The following is a 19,773-nucleotide window of genomic DNA, read 5'->3' on the forward strand; positions in this document are numbered from 1 at the left end:
GGCGGGCGCCCACCGCGCGGCCCGGGGCCGGCGCCGGGTCCCCCCGCACCCGCCTCCCGGCCGGCCCCGCCGTCAGCCGGACCCGGAGCGGCGCTGGCCGACACCCCGGCGCACGGCGAGGCCGGCCCGGAACCGTGCGTCCGGACAGCCGACCCGGGCGCCGAGGCGGAAGCCGCGCCGGCACCCGAGACGCAGCCCGACGCGGGACCCGGCGGCACCACGGCGGAGGCCGGCGCGAACGCCGGGGCCGGGCCAGGGGCAGGGGCAGGGACCGAGGCCGGGCCCACGCCCGAGGCCGGGCCCACGCCCGGGGGCGGCGCCGGGGCGGAGGCCGACGCGAAACCCGGGGCCGCGCCCAGGGGCGGCACCGGTGCAGAACCCGAGGCGGACCCCGACACAGAGCCCGGCACAGAGCCCGGGACCGGGACCGGGACCGAGCCCGGGACCGAGCCCAGTGGCGGCGGCGACGCGGACCCCGGGGTCGGGGGCGGTGCCGGGGCTCGGCCGGGGATGTCCTCGGCGTCCGCGAACGCGGCCAGGGCGTCCGTGAGGGCCGCCAGTCTCGGCGCGAGGCCGGCCGGGCCGTGGTCGCGGTGGAGCTGGCGCAGGGCCTGGAGCACGGGGCCGATGCGGTGGCGTGGCACGGGGAGCGGGGTGGGGTGGTGGATCAGGGTGTCGAGCGCGCGGTCGATGTCGAGGTGAGCGCCCTGGAGCCAGTCGGCGAGCTCCTCGTGGGCGAAGCGGTAGCCGCCGCCCGCCGGGACGAGCAGGGCCTCGGTGAGGACGGCGGAGGCCCAGCCGGTGCGCCACGGGAAGAGCTCCTCGAAGGACTCCCGGTCGAGTTCGCCCTGCCCGGGGCCGAGGCAGCGGCGGGCGGCCTCGTGGACCCGGCCGCCGACCCGGGCGGCCAGGCGGCGGACGGCGGTGCCGCGCTGCACGGGGCGGCCGGCGGCGGCGATCCGTACCGCGATCCGCAGGCACATGAGGTCCAGGTGCGCCTGGAAGATCGCGTCGCGGTCGGGCGAGCCCGGCAGCTCGCCGCGCGCCGCCGCCCGGACCTCGCCGAGCAGCCGCAGCGCGAGCGGGTGCCGGGCGTCCGGCGCGGCGATGCCGTCGTCGGGGACCCCGTGCCGGCGGCGTGCCTCCACCGCCTCCGCCTCGGTGAGGTCGCCGAGGTGGACGACGGCCGGCTCCGTGGCGTACAGGCCGACGGCCTGCTCGGCGTGCTCGGGGCGGCAGGCGATCACGAGGCGGGCGCCGTGGGCGGTGAGCCACTGCTCGGTGGCGCCGGTCCAGGCGGCGAGCCGGTGGGCGAGGACCGGCGGCATCTCCTCGGGGGCGTCGAGCAGGACGAGCAGCGGCCGGCCGGCGGCCCGGGCGAGGGCGGCGGCCTGTTCCGGGGTGACGGCGGCCGGGTCGCCGGGAGTGCCGGAGGCGGCGGCGACGCGCCCGGCGCGGCGCAGGGCGCGCCCGATGGCGTCGGCGACGCACCGGTCGTCGGAGCGCAGGTCGGCGCCGCGCAGCCAGACGGTGGGCGCCGGGGCGGGGCCGCGGGCGCGGGCGGCGGAGAGGGCCGCGAGGGCGGTGGTGCGGCCGGTGCCGGGGACGCCGACGACGGCGAGGACGAGCGCGGTGCCGTCGTCAGGGACGCGGAGGGCGGGCGGGTCCTCGGGGGTTCCGGTGGTGGTGGCCGTGAGCTCCAGGACGCCGGCCAGGTTGAGGTCCGGCCCGTAGCAGGGGACGGTCGCGGCGTTACGGGCCAGCAGCGCGGCGAGCGGCCCGTCGGGCGGGACGGGCAGGGCGTGCCCGGCGGCGCGCCGGTCGCCGTGGGCGGCCGTGCCGAGGACGCCGAGGACGGCGCCGGTGACGGGGTCGAGGACCGGGCCTCCGGCGGCCGCTCCCCCGTTGTGCAGGGCTTCGGCGCCCTCGGTGCCGATGGCGAGTTCGAGGGCGGGTCCGGCGGTGGCGCCGAGCACGCGGGCCTCGCGCCAGCCGTGGGCGGAGATCCGTACGTACGTGCCGGGTTCGATGCCCTGCCGGGCCGCGAGGGGCAGCGGGCGGGCGCCCAGGTCGTGGGTGCGGACGAGCGCGAGTCCGGTCCCGGGCAGCGGGGTGATGTCGGCGGCGGTGGCGTGCCAGGCGGGCCGGTCGGGGGTGACCAGACGGAGGGAGGCGTGTCCGGCGACCACCTCGTGGCCGGTGAGGAGGGTGCCCCGGTGGTCGGCGAGGAAGCCGGTCCCGACGGGTCGCCCGGTCGGATCCTCGATCCGCACCAGTGTCGCCCGGTCCCCTCTCCCCATGGGTCGACGGTAGGTCGCCGGTGATCAGCGGGAGAAGCGCATGAGACGAACGCGCCCCCTTGCACTCCCCCCTTCGCTCCGAGCGCCTACCCGAAGGGGTGAATGGGTGATCGTCGGGAGGACAGACCTCTCCCGGAGGGGGATCGTGGGGCGGGCACGCACGCGTGCCCGCCCCACCGTGACGCGATGTCGAGCGTGGTTCAGCCGAAGACGGCCAGGCTCTTCGCCTTGCCCCGCTGGGCCTCGACCAGCGCGAGCAGACGCCCGTCCGGTCCGAAGACCGCGACCGGGCCCGCCGGGTACTCCGGCATCTCCAGGCGCACGCCGTTCAGGAGCAGCCGGGCCCGCTTCTCGTCGACGTCCCAGCGCGGGAACGCCGCCGCGGCCGCCTCGGCGACCGGCATGACCGTGAGCTCCTCCTGGAGCTGGTCCAGGGTGCGGGCGCCGTCCAGCTTGTACGGGCCGACCCGGGTGCGGCGCAGCGCGGTCAGGTGACCGCCCACGCCGAGCCCGGCGCCCAGGTCACGGGCGAGCGCCCGGATGTACGTGCCGGAGGAGCAGACGACGGAGACCACCAGGTCCATGACCGGGGTGCCGTCCTCCGCGGTGTCCTCGCGCACGTCGTACACCCGGAAGGAGGAGACGGTGACCGGCCGGGCCGGGATCTCGAACTCCTCGCCGCCGCGCACCCGTGCGTAGGACCGCTTGCCGTCGATCTTGATGGCGGAGACCTTCGACGGCACCTGCATGATGTCGCCGGTGAGCTCGGCCACGCCCGCGTCGATCTGCTCGCGGGTGACCTTCGACGCGTCGACCGACGCCGTGATCTCGCCCTCGGCGTCGTCCGTGATCGTGGTCTGGCCCAGGCGGATGGTGCCCAGGTACTCCTTCTCGGTCAGCGCGAGGTGACCGAGCAGTTTGGTGGCCCGCTCCACGCCGAGGACGAGGACGCCCGTGGCCATGGGGTCGAGCGTGCCCGCGTGGCCGACCCGGCGGGTCTTGGCGATCCCGCGCATCTTGGCCACGACGTCGTGCGAAGTGAAGCCCGACGGCTTGTCGACGATGACAAGGCCGTCGGGCGTGTTCCCTGCGGTGCTCATTCGGCGGCTTCGTCCTCGCCCGGCTTCTTGTACGGGTCGGCGTCACCGGCGAAGGTGGCGCCCGAGGACGCCTCCCGCACCTTGGCGTCGGAGGCGCGCGCCTGGTCGAGGAGGTCCTCGATGTTCTTGGCGGTCTCCGGGAGGGCGTCCGCCACGAAGGTCAGCGTCGGGGTGAACTTGGTGCCCGCGGCCTTGCCGACGGCCGAGCGCAGGATGCCCTTGGCGCTCTCCAGGCCGGCGGCGGCGCTCGCCCGGTCCTCCTCGTCGCCGTAGACCGTGTAGAAGACCGTGGCCTCCCGCAGGTCACCGGTGACGCGGGTGTCCGTGATGGTCACGTGCGTACCCAGGCGCGGGTCCTTGATGCCGCGCTGCAGCTTCTCGGCCACCACCTCCCGGATGAGGTCCGCCAGCTTCTTCGCCCGCGCGTTGTCGGCCACTGGTCCTTCTCCTTCTTTGCCTTGCTCATTCAGTCTTCATCAGTGTGGAGTCTGCGTCGCACCGACAGCAGCTCCACCTCGGGCCGGGCCGCGACCAGCCGCTCACAGCGGTCGAGCACGTCCGATACGAACCCCGCGTCCCCGGACACCAGAGCGACCCCGATACGGGCCCTGCGGTGAAGGTCCTGGTCGCCCACCTCGGCCGCGCTCACGGAGAACTTGCGCTGGAGCTCGGCGACGATGGGCCGGACGACGGAGCGTTTCTCCTTCAACGAATGAACGTCGCCGAGGAGCAGATCGAAGGACAGAGTCCCCACGTACATGCGGTGCCGGATGTCCCGCCGGTTCGGGTTCGACGGCCTGCCGGGCCCTCGCCCGGCAGGAACATCAAAACCGTACACGCAAAGGCCGGGGCCGATCGACGGAAATACTTCCGCCGACCGGCCCCGAGCCCACCCGTCGCCCGACCACCACACCTGGTGGTCCGCGCTTCGCGCGGGCTACGCGCTGTGCGTGTTACACGCGCGGCTTCTCGCGCATCTCGTACGTCGCGATGACGTCGTCGATCTTGATGTCGTTGAAGTTTCCGAGGTTGATACCACCCTCGAAGCCCTCGCGGATCTCGGTGACGTCGTCCTTGAAGCGGCGCAGACCCTCGATGTTGAGGTTCTCGGCGATGACCTTGCCGTCGCGGATGAGGCGCGCCTTGGTGTTGCGCTTGACCTCGCCGGAGCGGATGAGGACACCGGCGATGTTGCCCAGCTTGGACGAGCGGAAGACCTCGCGGATCTCCGCCGTACCGAGCTCGACCTCTTCGTACTCCGGCTTGAGGAGGCCCTTGAGCGCCGCCTCGATCTCCTCGATCGCCTGGTAGATGACCGAGTAGTACCGGACGTCGACGCCCTCGCGCTCCGCCATCTGCGCGGCACGGCCGGCCGCACGGACGTTGTAGCCGATGACGATGGCGTCGGAGCCCATGGCCAGGTCGATGTCGGACTCGGTCACCGCACCCACACCGCGGTGCAGGATGCGGATGTCGACCTCTTCGCCGACGTCGAGCTGGAGCAGCGAGGACTCGAGAGCCTCGACCGCACCGGACGCGTCGCCCTTGATGATGAGGTTGAGTTCCTGGACCAGACCGGCCTTGAGCACCTTGTCGAGGTCCTCGAGGGACACCCGGCGGACGCGCTTGGCGAAGGCGGCGTTGCGCTCACGCGCAGCGCGCTTCTCGGCGATCTGACGGGCCGTACGGTCCTCGTCGACGACGAGGAAGTTGTCGCCGGCGCCCGGAACGTTGGTCAGACCGAGGACCAGGACGGGAGTCGACGGGGTCGCCTCCTCGACGTTGTTGCCCTTGTCGTCGAGCATCGCCCGGACGCGGCCGTACGCGTCGCCGACGACCATCGTGTCGCCGATGCGCAGCGTTCCGCGCTGGACGAGGACGGTCGAGACGGCACCGCGACCACGGTCGAGGTGGGACTCGATCGCAATACCCTGCGCGTCCTGGTTCGGGTTGGCCCGCAGGTCGAGCGAGGCGTCCGCGGTGAGGACCACGGCCTCCAGCAGGGAGTCGATGTGCAGACCCTGCTTGGCGGAGATGTCGACGAACATCGTGTCGCCGCCGTACTCCTCGGCCACCAGACCGAACTCGGTCAGCTGACCACGGACCTTGACCGGGTCCGCGCCCTCGACGTCGATCTTGTTGACCGCGACGACGATCGGGACGCCGGCGGCCTTGGCGTGGTTGAGCGCCTCGATCGTCTGCGGCATGACGCCGTCGTTGGCCGCGACCACGAGGATCGCGATGTCGGTCGACTTCGCACCACGGGCACGCATGGCGGTGAACGCCTCGTGACCCGGGGTGTCGATGAAGGTGATGCGACGCTCTTCGCCGTTGACCTCGGTACCGACCTGGTAGGCACCGATGTGCTGGGTGATGCCACCGGCCTCGCCCGCGACCACGTTGGTCTTGCGGATCGCGTCGAGGAGTCGGGTCTTACCGTGGTCGACGTGACCCATGACGGTCACGACCGGCGGACGGGAGACCAGGGCCTCTTCGCCGCCCTCGTCCTCGCCGAACTCGATGTCGAAGGACTCGAGCAGCTCACGGTCCTCCTCCTCCGGCGAGACGATCTGAACGGTGTAGTTCATCTCGTCGCCGAGGAGCTGCAGCGTCTCGTCGGAGACGGACTGCGTGGCCGTGACCATCTCGCCGAGGTTCATCATGACCGCGACGAGCGACGCCGGGTTGGCGCCGATCTTCTCCGCGAAGTCGGTGAGGGACGCACCGCGCGACAGGCGAATGCTCTCGCCGTTGCCGCGAGGCAGCATCACGCCGCCCACGGACGGGGCCTGCATGGCCTCGTACTCCTGGCGCCTCTGACGCTTCGACTTGCGACCGCGACGCGCGGGACCGCCGGGACGACCGAAGGCGCCCTGCGTGCCACCACGGCCACCCGGACCGCCGGGACGGCCGCCGAAGCCGCCGGGACGACCGCCGAAGCCGCCGCCACCGCCGCCGGGACCACCGGGACGACCGCCGCCGCCACCCGGACCGCCGGGACGGCCGGCGAAGCCGCCGCCACCGCCGCCGGGACCGGCCGGACGACCGGCGAAGCCGGGACGACCGCCGCCGCCACCGCCGCCACCGGGACGACCGCCGGGGCCACCCGGGCCACGGCCGCCGGGGCCGGGACGCGGGCCGGCAGCGGGACGCTGCGGCATCATGCCCGGGTTCGGACGGTTACCGCCGGGCGCGCCGCCCGGACGGGGAGCCTGCGGGCGGGGCATGCCACCCGGGGTCGGACGCGGCGCGCCACCCTGGGGACGCGGGGCGCCGGGAACGCCACCCTGGCCCTGCGGGCGCGGGGCGCCCGGGGCACCGGGGCCGCCGGGACGCGGCGCGCCACCCTGCGGACGGGGCGCCTGCGGGCGCGCCATGCCGGTGGAGCCGCCGGACGTGAAGGGGTTGTTGCCCGGACGCGGGCCGGCCGGGCGACCGCCCGGACGCGGGGCCTGCTGGCCGGGACGGGGGGCCTGCTGACCCGGACGCGGCGCCTGCTGGCCCGGACGGGCAGCGGCGGGACGCGGGCCGGGAGTGGCGCCACCGGGGCGCTGACCGGCGGCCGGGGCCGTCGGAGGCGCGGTGAACTCCGGGGTGGTCGGAGCCGGCTTGGGCGCGGGCTTCGGACCCGGACGGGGGCCCGACGCGGCCGGAGCCGGAGAGGGGGTGCTGCTCGCGGGCGCGGCCGGGGTGACCGGGGCCGCAGGCGCGGCGGGGGCCGGCTTGGGGGCCGGGGCGCCGGGCTTGGGGGCAGCGGGACGTGCCGCGGAGGCCGGAGCCGGTGCCGCGGGCTTGGGGGCGGGCGCCGCCTTGCGGGGCGCGCCGGGCTTGGCAGCGGTCTTGCCGGCGCCACCGCCGGGACCCTGCAAAGCATCAGTCAACTTGCGCACGACCGGCGCCTCGATCGTCGAGGACGCCGAACGGACGAATTCACCGAGTTCTTGGAGCTTGGCCATGACGACCTTGCTCTCCACGCCGAACTCCTTGGCGAGTTCGTATACCCGGACCTTAGCCACTTCGCTCCTTTTAGGTCCGGTTACCGCCGGACCGTTGCTACTTCATGGGCGTACTCATCGCGTACTCATCGAGTGCTCATCGCAATCTCGACCTACTTCCAACTCGCGAGGTACCTGACCGCACGGGGTTCCGTGCCGTACATCTGTTGTGCCGTACTTCTCTACGGTGCGCCCTGCTCGACGTGTGCGCGAAGCGCCGCGGTGTCGAGCGGCCCCTGGACCTTGAAGGCCCTGAGGAACGCCCGGCGACGCACCGCCAGGTCGAGACAGACCGAGGCGGGGTGCAGGTACGCACCCCGGCCGGGCAGCGTACCGCGATGATCGGGAACGCACTCGTCCTTATTCACCACGATCCGCAGCAGATCGCTCTTGGCCGCTCGCTCCCGGCATCCCACACAGGTTCGCTCAGGGCACACGCGGGCATGCGTCCGGCCAGACACGCTTAAGTCTACCTCCCCGTACCGACCTCACCCGTTTGGGGCAAGAATCGAACAGTTGTTGGCCAAAATGGATCAGTGCCGGTACGGGACCGGGCAGCCGTGCTACTGGGCCGAGCCCTCGCCCTGCTGCTCGGTGTCCGGGCGGATGTCGATCCGCCAGCCGGTCAGCCGCGCGGCCAGACGGGCGTTCTGCCCCTCCTTGCCGATCGCGAGCGACAGCTGGTAGTCCGGCACCGTCACCCGGGCGGACCGGGCGGCCAGGTCGACGATCTCGACCTTGGAGACCCGGGCCGGGGAGAGCGCGTTCGCCACCATCTCGGCCGGGTCGTCCGACCAGTCGACGATGTCGATCTTCTCGCCGAGGAGCTCCGCCATCACGTTGCGCACCCGGCCGCCCATGGGGCCGATGCAGGCGCCCTTGGCGTTCAGGCCCGAACGGGTGGAACGGACGGCGATCTTGGTGCGGTGGCCGGCCTCTCGGGCGATGGCGGCGATCTCGACGGAACCGTCGGCGATCTCCGGCACCTCCAGGGCGAACAGCTTCTTCACCAGATTGGGGTGCGTGCGCGACAGGGTGACGGACGGACCGCGGACACCCTTCGCCACCCGCACGACGTACGTGCGCAGTCGCAGGCCGTGCGTGTACTCCTCGCCCGGCACCTGCTCCTGCACCGGAAGGATGGCCTCCAGCTTGTCGTCCAGCTTGACGAGGACGTTCTTCGGGTCCTTGCCCTGCTGCACCTGGCCGGCCACGATGTCGCCCTCGCGGCGCGCGTACTCGCCGAAGGTGACGTCGTTCTCGGCGTCCCGCAGACGCTGCTGGATGACCTGGCGGGCGGTGCTCGCCGCGATCCGGCCGAAGTCCGACGGGGTGTCGTCGAAGTCCTTGGGCTCCTGGCCCTCCTCCAGATCGGAGGGGTCTTCCTTCGCCCACACCGTCACGTGACCGGTCTGCCGGTTCAGCTCCACGCGCGCGTGCCGGCGGGCGTCGGGGGTGCGGTGGTAGGCGATGAGGAGGGCCGACTCGATCGCCTCGACCAGCATCTCGAAGGAGATTTCCTTCTCCTGTGCCAAGCCCTTCAGGAGCTTCACGTCGATGTCCACGGCTACGCCTCCTCTTCCTTCTTGTCCTTGCGGTTGAACTCGATCTCGACACGCGCCTTGGCGATCTCGGCGAACTCCACCCGGCGGGCGGTGGCCTTGCGGCCCTTCACGCCCGGCACCTCGGTGTCCAGACCGTTCTCGTCCACGGCCAGGATGCGGGTCACGACCTCGCCGCCGCCCGCTTCGGGGGTCAGCTGGAGCTTCACCAGGCGGCCGGTGGCGCGCTCGTAGTGGCGGTGCTGGGTGAGGGGGCGGTCGGCGCCCGGGGAGCTGACTTCGAGGACGTACTCGCCCTCGCCCATCACGTCCGTCTCGTCGAGCTTCTCGGAGATGACGCGGCTCAGCTCGGCACAGGCGTCCAGCTCGACGCCCTCGTCCGAATCGACGATGACCCTCAGCAGTCCGCGGCGGCCGGCCCGGGACACCTCGATCTCTTCGAGGTCGAGATCCTTCGCGTGAACGAGCGGCTCCAGAAGACCGCGCAGCCGTTCGCTCTGGGTGGTGCTCATCCGGGTGACTCCTCGGCCGCGTGTGCTGTTGTGGGTTCGTCGCGTGTCAGATCAAAGGGTATCCGGTCCCGGAGGGTGTTGCCGTCCACCGGGCCGGGGGTCGCGGGTACGCTCGCCTGCGGTGATCTTCGAATCTTCGAAAACGTGAGCGCGAGGGAGAAGGCGTGACGACGGTGGGCAGACGCGCGCTCCTGACGGCGGGCGCGGCGGGGACGGCGATGACGCTCGCGGGCTGCACGTCCGGCGGGGAAGAGGGCCCCCGGAAGCCGACCGCCGCCGAACGGGCGGCGGCCGCGGAAGCGGCCCTGCGCGCCCGCTCGGCGACCACGAGTCGCGACCTGCTGCTGCGGTACGACGCGGTCGTCCACGCACACCCGGCCCTCGCGGCGCGCCTCGCGCCGCTGCGGGCCTCGGTGGCGGCACAGGTGAAGGCCCTGGCCGAAGGGGGCACGGCCGCCGCACCCGGCCCCGCCGCCTCGTCGTCCGTCCCCGCCCCGTCCTCCGCCTCCCCCTCACCCTCCCGCTCCCTCGCCTTCGTCCGGGTGCCGGCCGACCCGGCCGCCGCGCTCCGGGAGCTCGCCGCCGCCGTACGGGCCACCGCCGACACCCATACGGCCGCACTGCTGACCGCGCCGCCCGAGTACGCGCGGCTGCTCGCCTCCGTCGCCGCCTCCGGCGCGGCCCACGCCTATCTGCTGACCGAAGGGGGACGCGGATGACCGCGCTCGACGCGGCCCAGGCCGCCCTCGCCGCCGAGCACGCCGCCGTGTACGGCTACGGGGTCGTCGGCGCCCGTGTCGGCGAGGCCCGGCGCGCCGAGGCGACCGCCGCCTACGAGGCCCATCGGGCCCGGCGTGACGCGCTGCGCCGCACCGTGCGGGACCTGGGCGGCGAGCCGGTCGCCGCGGCCGCCGCGTACGAGCTGCCGTTCGCGGTGCCGGACCGGGCGGCCGCCGTGCGCCTCGCGGCCGTCCTGGAGGACCGGGTCGCCGGGGTCTGCTCGGACCTCGTCCGCGCAGCCGAAGGCCCGCTGCGCCGGGACGCGGCGGCGGCGCTGCGCGAGGCGGCGGTGCGGGCGGTCCGCTGGCGCGGCAGCGACGTAACCTTTCCTGGGCTCGCCGAACGGGCCTGAGCCGAACGAAGGAACAACGCACGTATGGGTTTCGAACCGCCGCAGCGACTGGTGCGGGCTCTCGGCGAGACGTACGGGGACGCTGCCGCGGCCGAGTGGCTCGGAAAGCTTCCCGAGCTCGCCCAGGACGCGCTGGAGCACGCCGGCCTGGTCGCCGAGCGGGTGGTGGCCCCGGGCGGGCGCAGCAGTCTCGTCGTCCTCGCCCCCGACACCGTCGTGAAGATCGCGCCCGGATTCACCCGTCCGGACCTGGAGCGCGACGCGCTCGCGCACTGGAACGGCTGGGGCGCGGTCCGGGTCCTCGACGAGACCCAGGAGGGCGCGCTGGTCCTGGAGCGGCTGCACCCCGAGGTGTCCCTGCGCTCCCTGCCGGAGGCGAAGGCGCTCCTGGAGGCGGCCGGGACGGTGCGGAAGCTGTGGGTGGAGCCGCCGGCCGGGCACGGCTTCGAGTCGGTGGCCGAGCGCACCGGGCGGCAGACCGAGGGCATGGCGCGGTACGGCGCCGAGGACGACGAGACCGGCGCCCTCGTGACCGCGGCGCTGGCCGCGCGGGAGGAGCTGGTGGCCGGCCCGGCGGAGACGCTGCTGCTGCACGGCAACTTCCGGCAGGGCAAGGTCCTGGCCGGCGACCGGACCCCGTGGCTCGCGGTCGGCCCCGAAGCCCTGGTCGGCGAGCGGGCCTACGACCTGGCACGGCTGGTCCGGGACCGGGTCGAGGACCTGGTGGCCGCGTCGGCGGGCGCGTCGGCGGCCCGGCGCCGGGTGAACAAGCTGGCGGACTCCCTGGAGATCGACCGGGAGCGGCTGCGCGGCTGGACGCTGTTCCGCGCGGTGGAGTCCGCGACCCGGGCGCTGAGCGCCGGACGGCGGGCGGACGCGGAGCTGCTGCTGGAGTTCGCGGGCTGGCTGTGAGTCCACGGCACGGCTGAGGGGAATACCCTTTTTGTAACCCTTAGGGGGCCGTGATGATCCAGGATCTGTTGGTGGCGGCCGCGTCGGCCGCCGCGGTGGTCGCGGTGTACGCGGGCGCAGCCGCACGTGTGGTGAAGCAGTACGAGCGCGGGGTGGTCTTCCGCTTCGGCCGGCTGCGCGACGAGATCCGTTCGCCCGGATTCACGATGATCGTGCCGGTCATCGACCGCCTTCACAAGGTGAACATGCAGATCGTCACGATGCCGGTGCCCGCGCAGGAGGGCATCACCCGGGACAACGTGACGGTGCGCGTGGACGCGGTCGTGTACTTCAAGGTGGTCGACGCGGCGGACGCGCTGGTGCGGGTGGAGGACTACAAGTTCGCCGTCTCGCAGATGGCGCAGACCTCGCTGCGGTCGATCATCGGCAAGAGCGACCTGGACGATCTGCTGTCCAACCGGGAGAAGCTCAACCAGGGCCTGGAGCTGATGCTCGACAGCCCGGCGATGGGCTGGGGCGTGGCGATCGACCGTGTCGAGATCAAGGACGTGTCGCTGCCGGAGACGATGAAGCGGTCGATGGCCCGGCAGGCGGAGGCGGACCGGGAGCGGCGGGCGCGGGTGATCAACGCGGACGCGGAGCTGCAGGCCTCGAAGAAGCTGGCGGAGGCGGCGCACCACCTGGAGGACGCACCCGCGGCGCTGCAGCTGCGACTGCTGCAGACGGTGATGGCGGTCGCCGCGGAGAAGAACTCCACGCTGGTGCTGCCGATCCCGGTGGAGCTGCTCCGCTTCCTGGAGCGCGCGGCCCCCGCGGCCGCACCGGACCAGGAGTCCGGGCACCCGCCGGTGAACCAGGAGCCCCTGCCGGGCCTCATGGCGCCCCCGGTGCCGCCGCCGGTGCCGCCGGAGGCCCCGTCCGAGGCCTACCTCGCGGGCCGGGCGGACGCGGTGGAGGCGATCGAGGACCTGACGGGCGCGTCGGTGGAGCCGGCGCCCCGGGAGGACGACGGGGCCTGAGCGGGACCGTGCGCCGGAGGGGTGCGGGGCCGCCGGGCCCCGCACCCCTCCGGGCGGTCGGTGTTACGCGGTGAGGCGGGCGATCGCCTCGTCGACGGTGAGCTCCTCGCGCTCGCCCGTGCGGCGGTCCTTCAGCTCGACGACGCCCTCGCCGGAGCGGCGGCCGGCGACGAGGATCTTCGGGACGCCGATCAGCTCGGCGTCGGTGAACTTGACGCCCGGGGAGACACCGGCGCGGTCGTCGACCAGGACCCGGAGGCCGGCGGCCGAGAGCTTGTCGGAGACCTCCAGGGCCAGCTCGGTCTGGAGGGCCTTGCCGGCGGCGACGACGTGGACGTCGGCCGGGGCGACCTCGGCGGGCCAGCACAGACCCTTGTCGTCGGCGGACTGCTCGGCCAGGGCGGCCACGGCACGCGAGACGCCGATGCCGTACGAGCCCATGGTGACGCGGACCGGCTTGCCGTTCTGGCCGAGGACGTCGAGCTTGAGGGCGTCGGCGTACTTGCGGCCCAGCTGGAAGATGTGGCCGATCTCGATGGCGCGGTCCAGCTTCAGGCCGGTGCCGCACTTCGGGCACGGGTCGCCCTCCTGCACGACGACGACGTCGACGTACTCGTCGACCTCGAAGTCGCGGCCCGCGACGACGTTCTTCGCGTGCATGCCCTCCTGGTTGGCACCGGTGATCCAGGCCGTGCCCGGCGCGACGCGCGGGTCGGCCAGGTACGTCACCTTGTCGAGGCCCTGCGGGCCGACGTAGCCGCGGACCAGGTCGGCGCGCCCGGCGAAGTCGGTCTCGGTGACCATCTCGACGGTCGCCGGGGCGAAGTGCGCCTCGACCTTGCCCAGGTCGACCTCGCGGTCGCCGGGCACGCCCACGGCGACGATCTCGCCGTCGACCTTCACGAGGAGGTTCTTGAGCGTGGCGGAGGCCGGGACGCCGAGGGAGGCGGCCAGGGTCTCGATGGTGGGCGTGTCGGGCGTCGGGATGTCCTCGGCGGCCGGCACCGCGGAGCCGTCGACGGCCTTCAGCTCGTACGTGATCGCCTCGGTGTTCGCGGCGAAGTCGCAGTTCGGGCAGTCGGCGAAGGTGTCCTCGCCGGCCTCGGCGGGGGCGAGGAACTCCTCGGACTTCGAGCCGCCCATGGCGCCGGCGGTCGCGGCGCAGATGCGGTAGTCGAGGCCGAGGCGCTCGAAGACGCGCTGGTAGGCCTGGCGGTGCAGGGCGTAGGACCGGGCGAGGCCCTCGTCCTCCAGGTCGAAGGAGTACGAGTCCTTCATCAGGAACTCGCGGCCGCGCAGGATGCCGGCCCGGGGGCGGGCCTCGTCGCGGAACTTCGTCTGGATCTGGTACAGGGTGACCGGGAGGTCCTTGTAGGACGAGCACTGGTCCTTCACCAGGAGGGTGAAGATCTCCTCGTGGGTGGGGCCGAGGAGGTAGTCGCCGCCCTTGCGGTCCTGGAGGCGGAACAGCTCGGCGCCGTACTCCTCCCAGCGGCCGGTCGCCTCGTAGGGCTCGCGGGGCAGCAGGGCCGGGAGGGAGACCTCCTGGGCGCCGATGGCGTCCATCTCCTCGCGGACGATGCGCTCGACGTTGGAGAGCACCTTCTTGCCGAGGGGCAGCCAGCTCCAGATGCCGGCGGCGGTGCGGCGGACGTAGCCGGCGCGGACGAGGAGCTTGTGGCTGAGGACCTCGGCGTCCGCCGGGTCGTCGCGCAGCGTCTTCGCCATCAACTGGGACATGCGCTGGACCGGTGCGTTGGCCATGGTTCTCGTACTCCTGCTGGTTGGGTGATGGCCCCGAGGTTAGCCGGGCGAGCCCGGCTCGGTGAAATCAGTAACCCTTCGACTACCGGCGCTTGAGCGGCAGGGGCGCGCCCATCACCGCGTATGGACGGGGCGCGCTGGGGAAGACGACCTGCCGGGCGAGGTCGGTGTAGCCGAGCGAGCGGTAGAGGCCGCGGGCCGGGCTCTCGGTGTCGATCGCGGAGAGGATCGAGCGCGGCAGGTCGGAGCGGTCGGTGATGGTGGTGATCAGCTCGCGGCCCACGCCGCGGCCCTGGAAGCCGGGGTGGACGTGCAGCTCGGTGATGACGAAGGAGTCGTCGAGCCACTCGACGTTGCCCAGGGCGCGCAGGTACGGCTCCACGATCGTCGACCACCAGTGGGAGCGGTCGTTGGGCATCCCGTAGACGAAGCCGACGAGCCGCCCGTCGGGGGTCGTCGCACCGTAGGCGCACGCGCCGGGGTTGAGGAGGTGGCGCAGCACGATGTGCCGGCGTACGGCGACCTCGGCGGCGTCGAGGCCGAAGGCGACGGCTTGCACGGCCAGGGCCTCGTCGACCCGTGCGGCGAGATTGACCGGCGCGATCACGACCTCGGTGTCATCCATGCGCCGCACCCTACAAGCCGCTCAGAAGAGCACGCTCATGAAGGCGCCGACCTCCTGGAAGCCGACGCGGCGGTACGCGGCCCGGGCGGGCGCGTTGTAGTCGTTGACGTAGAGGCTGACGACGGGCGCGACGTCGGCGAGCGCGTACGCGAGGACGGCGGCCATGCCGGTCTCGGACAGGCCGCGGCCGCGGTGCTCGGGGGCCACCCAGACGCCCTGGATCTGGCAGGCCTGCCGGGTGGCGGCGCCGATCTCGGCCTTGAAGACGACCTTGCCGTCCTCGATGCGGGCGAAGGAGCGGCCCGCGCCGACGAGCTCGGCGACCCGGGCCTGGTAGAGCAGTCCGCCGTCACCGGCGAGCGGGGAGACGCCGACCTCCTCGGTGAACATGGCCACGCACGCGGGCATGATCACCTCCATCTCGTCCTTGCGGACCCGGCGGACCAGTGGATCGGAGGGGACGGTGGCGGAGGGCGCCTCGGCGACCATCAGCGGCTGGTGGGCGCGGACGTCGCGGGCCGGGCCCCAGCTGGGTTCGAGGAGCCGCCAGAGCTCGGCGGTGGCTTCGGCGGGGCCGACGATGGAGGAGCAGCGGCGGCCGGTGCGGCGGGCCCGGTCGGCGAAGGCGCGGACGGCCTCGGGGGTGGCGCAGATGGGCACGAGGTTGGCGCCGGAGTAGCACAGCGAGGTCAGGTGCCCGTCGGTGTACCAGCCCCACATCTCGCCACCGAGGCGCCACGGGTCCAGCCCGGCGAGCTGGACGCGGGCCGTGACGAAGGCGTTCTCGACGGGGGCGCTCTCCAGGACGGCGAGCGCGGCGCCGAGGTCGGCGGGTTCGAGGACCCGCGTCGATGATTGCGTCAACACGTGGGGCCTCACCGTACGGTTCTGCTGGTCCTGGCACTTTACCCCCGTTCCCGCTGATGGGGGGGTACGAAAAAAGCCCCTCCATGGCGGAGGGGCTTCTTGCGCGGGCGGGGTGGTCAGCCGGCGACCGAGACCGTCGGCTCGCCGCTCATGACGCCGTCCTTCTCCATCTGCTCGGCGATCTTCATCGCCTCGTCGATGAGGGTCTCGACGATCTTCGACTCGGGGACGGTCTTGATGACCTCGCCCTTGACGAAGATCTGGCCCTTGCCGTTGCCGGAGGCGACGCCGAGGTCGGCCTCGCGGGCCTCGCCGGGGCCGTTGACGACACAGCCCATGACGGCGACGCGGAGCGGGACCTCCATGCCCTCCAGGCCGGCGGTCACCTCCTCGGCGAGCTTGTAGACGTCGACCTGGGCACGGCCGCAGGACGGGCAGGAGACGATCTCCAGGCGGCGCTGGCGCAGGTTGAGCGACTCCAGGATCTGGATGCCGACCTTGATCTCCTCGGCCGGCGGGGCGGAGAGGGAGACCCGGATGGTGTCGCCGATGCCCTCGGCGAGCAGCGCGCCGAAGGCCACGGCGGACTTGATGGTGCCCTGGAAGGCGGGGCCGGCCTCGGTGACGCCGAGGTGCAGCGGGTAGTCGCACTGGGCGGCGAGCTGGCGGTAGGCGTTGACCATCACGACGGGGTCGTTGTGCTTGACCGAGATCTTGATGTCCCGGAAGCCGTGCTCCTCGAAGAGGGAGGCCTCCCAGAGGGCGGACTCGACGAGCGCCTCGGGGGTGGCCTTGCCGTACTTGGCGAGCAGACGGGCGTCGAGCGAGCCGGCGTTGACGCCGATCCGGATCGGGGTGCCGGCCGCGGAGGCCGCCTTGGCGATCTCCTTGACCTTGTCGTCGAACTGCTTGATGTTGCCCGGGTTGACCCGGACCGCGGCGCAGCCGGCGTCGATCGCGGCGAACACGTACTTCGGCTGGAAGTGGATGTCGGCGATGACCGGGATCTGCGACTTCTTCGCGATGGTCGCGAGGGCGTCGGCGTCGTCCTGGGTGGGACAGGCCACGCGCACGATCTGGCAGCCGGAGGCGGTCAGCTCGGCGATCTGCTGGAGCGTGGCGCCGATGTCGGAGGTGCGGGTGGTGGTCATCGACTGCACCGACACGGGGGCGTCGCCGCCGACGGCCACCGATCCGACCTGGATCTGGCGGCTCTTGCGCCGTTCGGCGAGCCGGGTCGGAACGGTCGGGATACCGAGAGAGATCGCGGTCATCAGCTGTACAACCCCAAGGTGTGGTTCATCGGGCTCAGGTCTTCGAGATTACCGCCCCGGGGGCGGGCGGCCGGACACCGCAGGGGGTGTCCGGCCGGGTGCGCGCTAGGTCAGCTTCACCGGGTTGACGATGTCGGCGACGAGGACGAGCAGGGTGAAGCAGACGAACACGCCCGCCACCACGTACGCGGCCGGCATCAGCTTCGCCACGTCGAACGGGCCCGGGTCGGGCCGCTTGAAGATCCGCGCGGTGTGCCGGCGGAGCGACTCCCAGACGGCGCCGGCGATGTGGCCGCCGTCGAGCGGGAGCAGCGGAAGCATGTTGAAGAGGAACAGCGACACGTTGAACATGACGACCAGCTGGAGGAAGAAGACCAGCCGGGTCTGCGGCGGGGCCTCGACGCTCATCAGCTCGCCGCTGATCCGGGCGGCGCCGACGACGCCGACCGGCGAGTCCTGCTTGCGCTCACCGTCGCCGAAGGCGGCGTCCCACAGGGCGGGGATCTTGCTCGGCAGGGCGAGGACGGATTCGACGCCGGCCTGGAGCTGGTCGGTCATCCGCTCGGCGGACTGGCCGAAGGTGAGCGGGACGACCTCGCGGCCGGACTCGAAGCCGAGGTAGCCGGCGGAGACGTACTGCGCGGGCTGGACGACGTTGCCGTCCGCGTCCTTCTTGAGGACCTTGTTCTCCAGGAGCGTCGCGTGGAGCTCCAGCTCCTTGCCGTCGCGCTGGACGGTGACGGTGACGGGGCCGGTGTGGGCGCGGATGCGGTCGGAGAGGGTGTTCCAGTCGGAGACGCGCTCGCCGTTGAAGGCGACGATCCGGTCGCCCTTGAGGAGCCCGGCCGCCTTCGCGGGCGAGGGGCGGTCGCTCGGCTTGCAGGTGTCGCGCTTCTCGCTCTGGTCGATGACGCAGTTGGTGACGCCGGCGACCTTGGTGGTCTGGGTCTCGAAGCCGATGGCCATGGCGCTGCCGAAGAACAGCACGACCGCGAGGACCAGGTTCATGAACGGGCCGGCGAACATGACGATGACGCGCTTCCACGGCTTGCGCGTGTAGAAGAGCCGCTCCTCGTCACCGGGCTGCAGCTCCTCGAAGGAGGCCTCGCGGGCGTCCTCGATCATGGAGCGCCAGGGGGAGGTCGAACGGGCCTCGATCCGGCCGTCCTTGCCGGGCGGGAACATGCCGATCATGCGGATGTAGCCGCCGGCCGGGATGGCCTTGATGCCGTACTCCGTCTCGCCCTTCTTCCGCGACCAGATGGTCGGGCCGAAGCCCACCATGTACTGCGGCACCCGGATGCCGAAGAGCTTGGCCGTGGAGAGGTGGCCCAGCTCGTGCCATGCGATGGAGACGAGGAGTCCCACCGCGAACAGCACGATGCCGAGGACGGTCAGGAGAATGGTCATGCGCGCGCCTCCGCGATTGCCTTCGCCGCGAGTTCCCGGGCCCGGGCGCGTGCCCAGGTCTCCGCTTCCAGGACGTCCGACACCGTGAGCGAGGTTCCCTTGCCCGGGTCCCCGCCCCGCTCCGCTCCGCCTTCGGCCGTGCTCTTTTCCTCTTCCACGGATCCGAAGCGCTCGGTGACGACTGCGGTGACGGTATCCATGATTCCGTTGAAGGGCAGCCTTCCGGCGAGGAAGGCGTCCACGCACTCCTCGTTGGCCGCGTTGAAGACGGCCGGGGCGGTGCCGCCGAGGGTGCCGACGTGCCGGGCGAGGTTCACCGACGGGAAGGCCTCGTCGTCGAGCGGGAAGAACTCCCAGGTGGAGGCCTTGGTCCAGTCGAAGGCGGGGGCCGCGTCGGGGACCCGCTCGGGCCAGCCGATGCCGATGGCGATCGGGCCGCGCATGTCCGGCGGGGTGGCCTGGGCGAGGGTGGAGCCGTCGGTGAACTCGACCATGGAGTGCACGTACGACTGCGGGTGGACCACGACCTCGATGCGGTCGAACGGGATGTCGTAGAGCAGGTGGGCCTCGATGACCTCCAGGCCCTTGTTCACCAGGGTCGCGCTGTTGACCGTGATGACCGGGCCCATCGCCCAGGTCGGGTGGGCGAGGGCGTCCTCGCGGGTCACGTTCGCCAGCTCCTCGCGGGTACGGCCGCGGAAGGGGCCGCCGGAGGCGGTGACGACCAGCTTGCGGACGTCGGCGCGGGTTCCGGCGGCCAGCGCCTGGAACAGCGCGGCGTGCTCGGAGTCGACCGGGATGATCTGGCCCGGCTTCGCCAGCGCCTTCACCAGCGGGCCGCCCACGATCAGCGACTCCTTGTTGGCCAGCGCGAGGGTGCGGCCGGCCTCCAGGGCGGCGAGGGTGGGCGCCAGGCCGATGGAGCCGGTGATGCCGTTGAGGACCGTGTGGCACGGCGAGGCGGCGAGCTGGGTGGCGGCGTCCGGGCCCGCCAGGATCTCGGGCAGCGGCTCGGAGCCGTACAGCGCCTTCAGGGCCGTACGGAGCTCCGCCACCGCTTCCTCGCGGGCGACGGCGACCGCGTCGACCCGCAGCCGGTGCGCCTGCTCGGCGAGCAGCCCGATGCGCCCGCCGGAGGCGGCGAGGGCGGTGACCCGGAAGCGGTCGGGGTTGCGCAGGACCAGGTCGATGGCCTGGGTGCCGATGGACCCGGTCGAACCGAGGACGACGATGTCCCGGCGCCCTTCGGATACGTCGAAGGCGATGTGCGGGTCGGCGAGAGGAGAGGGGCGGTCGCTCAT

General features: G+C 72.8%; 17 protein-coding genes and 1 pseudogene. 4 read left to right on the forward strand and 14 right to left on the reverse strand.

Annotated features, from left to right (window positions below):
- Positions 1-1,856: 1,856 nt before the first annotated feature.
- The 8 genes and pseudogenes from AB0M16_RS30840 to rimP form a co-directional block, all read right to left on the reverse strand.
- Positions 1,857-2,300, reverse strand: a pseudogene (locus tag AB0M16_RS30840) (trypsin-like peptidase domain-containing protein); the annotation flags it as partial.
- Positions 2,301-2,500: 200 nt separating this feature from the next.
- On the reverse strand, positions 2,501-3,400 hold the full coding sequence (gene truB, locus AB0M16_RS30845; RefSeq protein WP_365348772.1) for a tRNA pseudouridine(55) synthase TruB: 900 nt from the start codon (positions 3,398-3,400) through the stop codon (positions 2,501-2,503).
- Positions 3,397-3,837 carry a 30S ribosome-binding factor RbfA gene (rbfA, locus tag AB0M16_RS30850; protein ID WP_365348774.1) on the reverse strand — a complete coding sequence of 147 codons (441 nt, stop codon included), beginning with the start codon at positions 3,835-3,837 and terminating at the stop codon, positions 3,397-3,399. The genes truB and rbfA overlap by 4 nt, the downstream gene beginning before the upstream one ends.
- A gap of 29 nt (positions 3,838-3,866) precedes the next feature.
- Positions 3,867-4,160: a DUF503 domain-containing protein gene (locus AB0M16_RS30855; RefSeq protein WP_365348776.1), complete on the reverse strand. Its 294-nt coding sequence runs from the start codon at positions 4,158-4,160 to the stop codon at positions 3,867-3,869.
- Between the two features lie 193 nt (positions 4,161-4,353).
- Positions 4,354-7,416 (reverse strand): translation initiation factor IF-2, encoded by a 3,063-nt coding sequence (gene infB, locus AB0M16_RS30860; RefSeq protein WP_365348778.1) that lies wholly within the window; start codon positions 7,414-7,416, stop codon positions 4,354-4,356.
- Positions 7,417-7,577: 161 nt separating this feature from the next.
- Positions 7,578-7,856, reverse strand: a complete 279-nt coding sequence (locus AB0M16_RS30865) for a YlxR family protein (protein ID WP_365348780.1) — start codon at positions 7,854-7,856, stop codon at positions 7,578-7,580.
- A 102-nt stretch (positions 7,857-7,958) separates the two neighbouring features.
- Positions 7,959-8,960: a transcription termination factor NusA gene (gene nusA / locus AB0M16_RS30870; protein WP_365348782.1), complete on the reverse strand. Its 1,002-nt coding sequence runs from the start codon at positions 8,958-8,960 to the stop codon at positions 7,959-7,961.
- A gap of 2 nt (positions 8,961-8,962) precedes the next feature.
- Complete coding sequence (rimP, locus tag AB0M16_RS30875) at positions 8,963-9,469, reverse strand: ribosome maturation factor RimP (protein WP_365348784.1); 507 nt, start codon at positions 9,467-9,469, stop codon at positions 8,963-8,965.
- A gap of 164 nt (positions 9,470-9,633) precedes the next feature.
- On the opposite strand from rimP, the gene AB0M16_RS30880 reads away from it, so the two are divergent.
- The 4 genes from AB0M16_RS30880 to AB0M16_RS30895 are packed head-to-tail and all read left to right on the forward strand — an operon-like array spanning position 9,634 to position 12,532.
- Positions 9,634-10,188 carry a hypothetical protein gene (locus AB0M16_RS30880; RefSeq protein ID WP_365348786.1) on the forward strand — a complete coding sequence of 185 codons (555 nt, stop codon included), beginning with the start codon at positions 9,634-9,636 and terminating at the stop codon, positions 10,186-10,188.
- Positions 10,185-10,601, forward strand: coding sequence for a ferritin-like domain-containing protein (locus AB0M16_RS30885; RefSeq protein ID WP_365348790.1), 417 nt, complete (start codon positions 10,185-10,187; stop codon positions 10,599-10,601). Before AB0M16_RS30880 ends, AB0M16_RS30885 begins: the two co-directional genes overlap by 4 nt.
- A gap of 24 nt (positions 10,602-10,625) precedes the next feature.
- On the forward strand, positions 10,626-11,513 hold the full coding sequence (locus tag AB0M16_RS30890; RefSeq protein ID WP_365348792.1) for an aminoglycoside phosphotransferase family protein: 888 nt from the start codon (positions 10,626-10,628) through the stop codon (positions 11,511-11,513).
- 53 nt (positions 11,514-11,566) lie between these two features.
- Complete coding sequence (locus AB0M16_RS30895) at positions 11,567-12,532, forward strand: slipin family protein (protein WP_365348794.1); 966 nt, start codon at positions 11,567-11,569, stop codon at positions 12,530-12,532.
- 63 nt (positions 12,533-12,595) lie between these two features.
- Here AB0M16_RS30895 and AB0M16_RS30900 read toward each other — a convergent pair whose 3' ends face one another.
- The 6 genes from AB0M16_RS30900 to dxr all read right to left on the reverse strand — a co-directional run bounded on the left by AB0M16_RS30900 (position 12,596) and on the right by dxr (position 19,773).
- Positions 12,596-14,296, reverse strand: coding sequence for a proline--tRNA ligase (locus AB0M16_RS30900; RefSeq protein WP_365348796.1), 1,701 nt, complete (start codon positions 14,294-14,296; stop codon positions 12,596-12,598).
- A gap of 82 nt (positions 14,297-14,378) precedes the next feature.
- Positions 14,379-14,921 carry a GNAT family N-acetyltransferase gene (locus AB0M16_RS30905; RefSeq protein ID WP_365348798.1) on the reverse strand — a complete coding sequence of 181 codons (543 nt, stop codon included), beginning with the start codon at positions 14,919-14,921 and terminating at the stop codon, positions 14,379-14,381.
- A gap of 21 nt (positions 14,922-14,942) precedes the next feature.
- A complete protein-coding gene (locus AB0M16_RS30910; protein WP_365348800.1) occupies positions 14,943-15,788 on the reverse strand; it encodes a GNAT family N-acetyltransferase in 846 nt (281 codons plus the stop codon).
- Between the two features lie 116 nt (positions 15,789-15,904).
- A complete protein-coding gene (gene ispG / locus AB0M16_RS30915; RefSeq protein ID WP_365348802.1) occupies positions 15,905-17,062 on the reverse strand; it encodes a flavodoxin-dependent (E)-4-hydroxy-3-methylbut-2-enyl-diphosphate synthase in 1,158 nt (385 codons plus the stop codon).
- 105 nt (positions 17,063-17,167) lie between these two features.
- Positions 17,168-18,472 (reverse strand): site-2 protease family protein, encoded by a 1,305-nt coding sequence (locus AB0M16_RS30920; RefSeq protein WP_365348804.1) that lies wholly within the window; start codon positions 18,470-18,472, stop codon positions 17,168-17,170.
- A complete protein-coding gene (dxr, locus tag AB0M16_RS30925) occupies positions 18,469-19,773 on the reverse strand; it encodes a 1-deoxy-D-xylulose-5-phosphate reductoisomerase (protein ID WP_365348806.1) in 1,305 nt (434 codons plus the stop codon). The genes AB0M16_RS30920 and dxr overlap by 4 nt, the downstream gene beginning before the upstream one ends.

The sequence above is a fragment of the Streptomyces sp. NPDC051921 genome (assembly GCF_040680975.1).
In the GTDB taxonomy this organism is placed as follows: domain Bacteria; phylum Actinomycetota; class Actinomycetes; order Streptomycetales; family Streptomycetaceae; genus Streptomyces.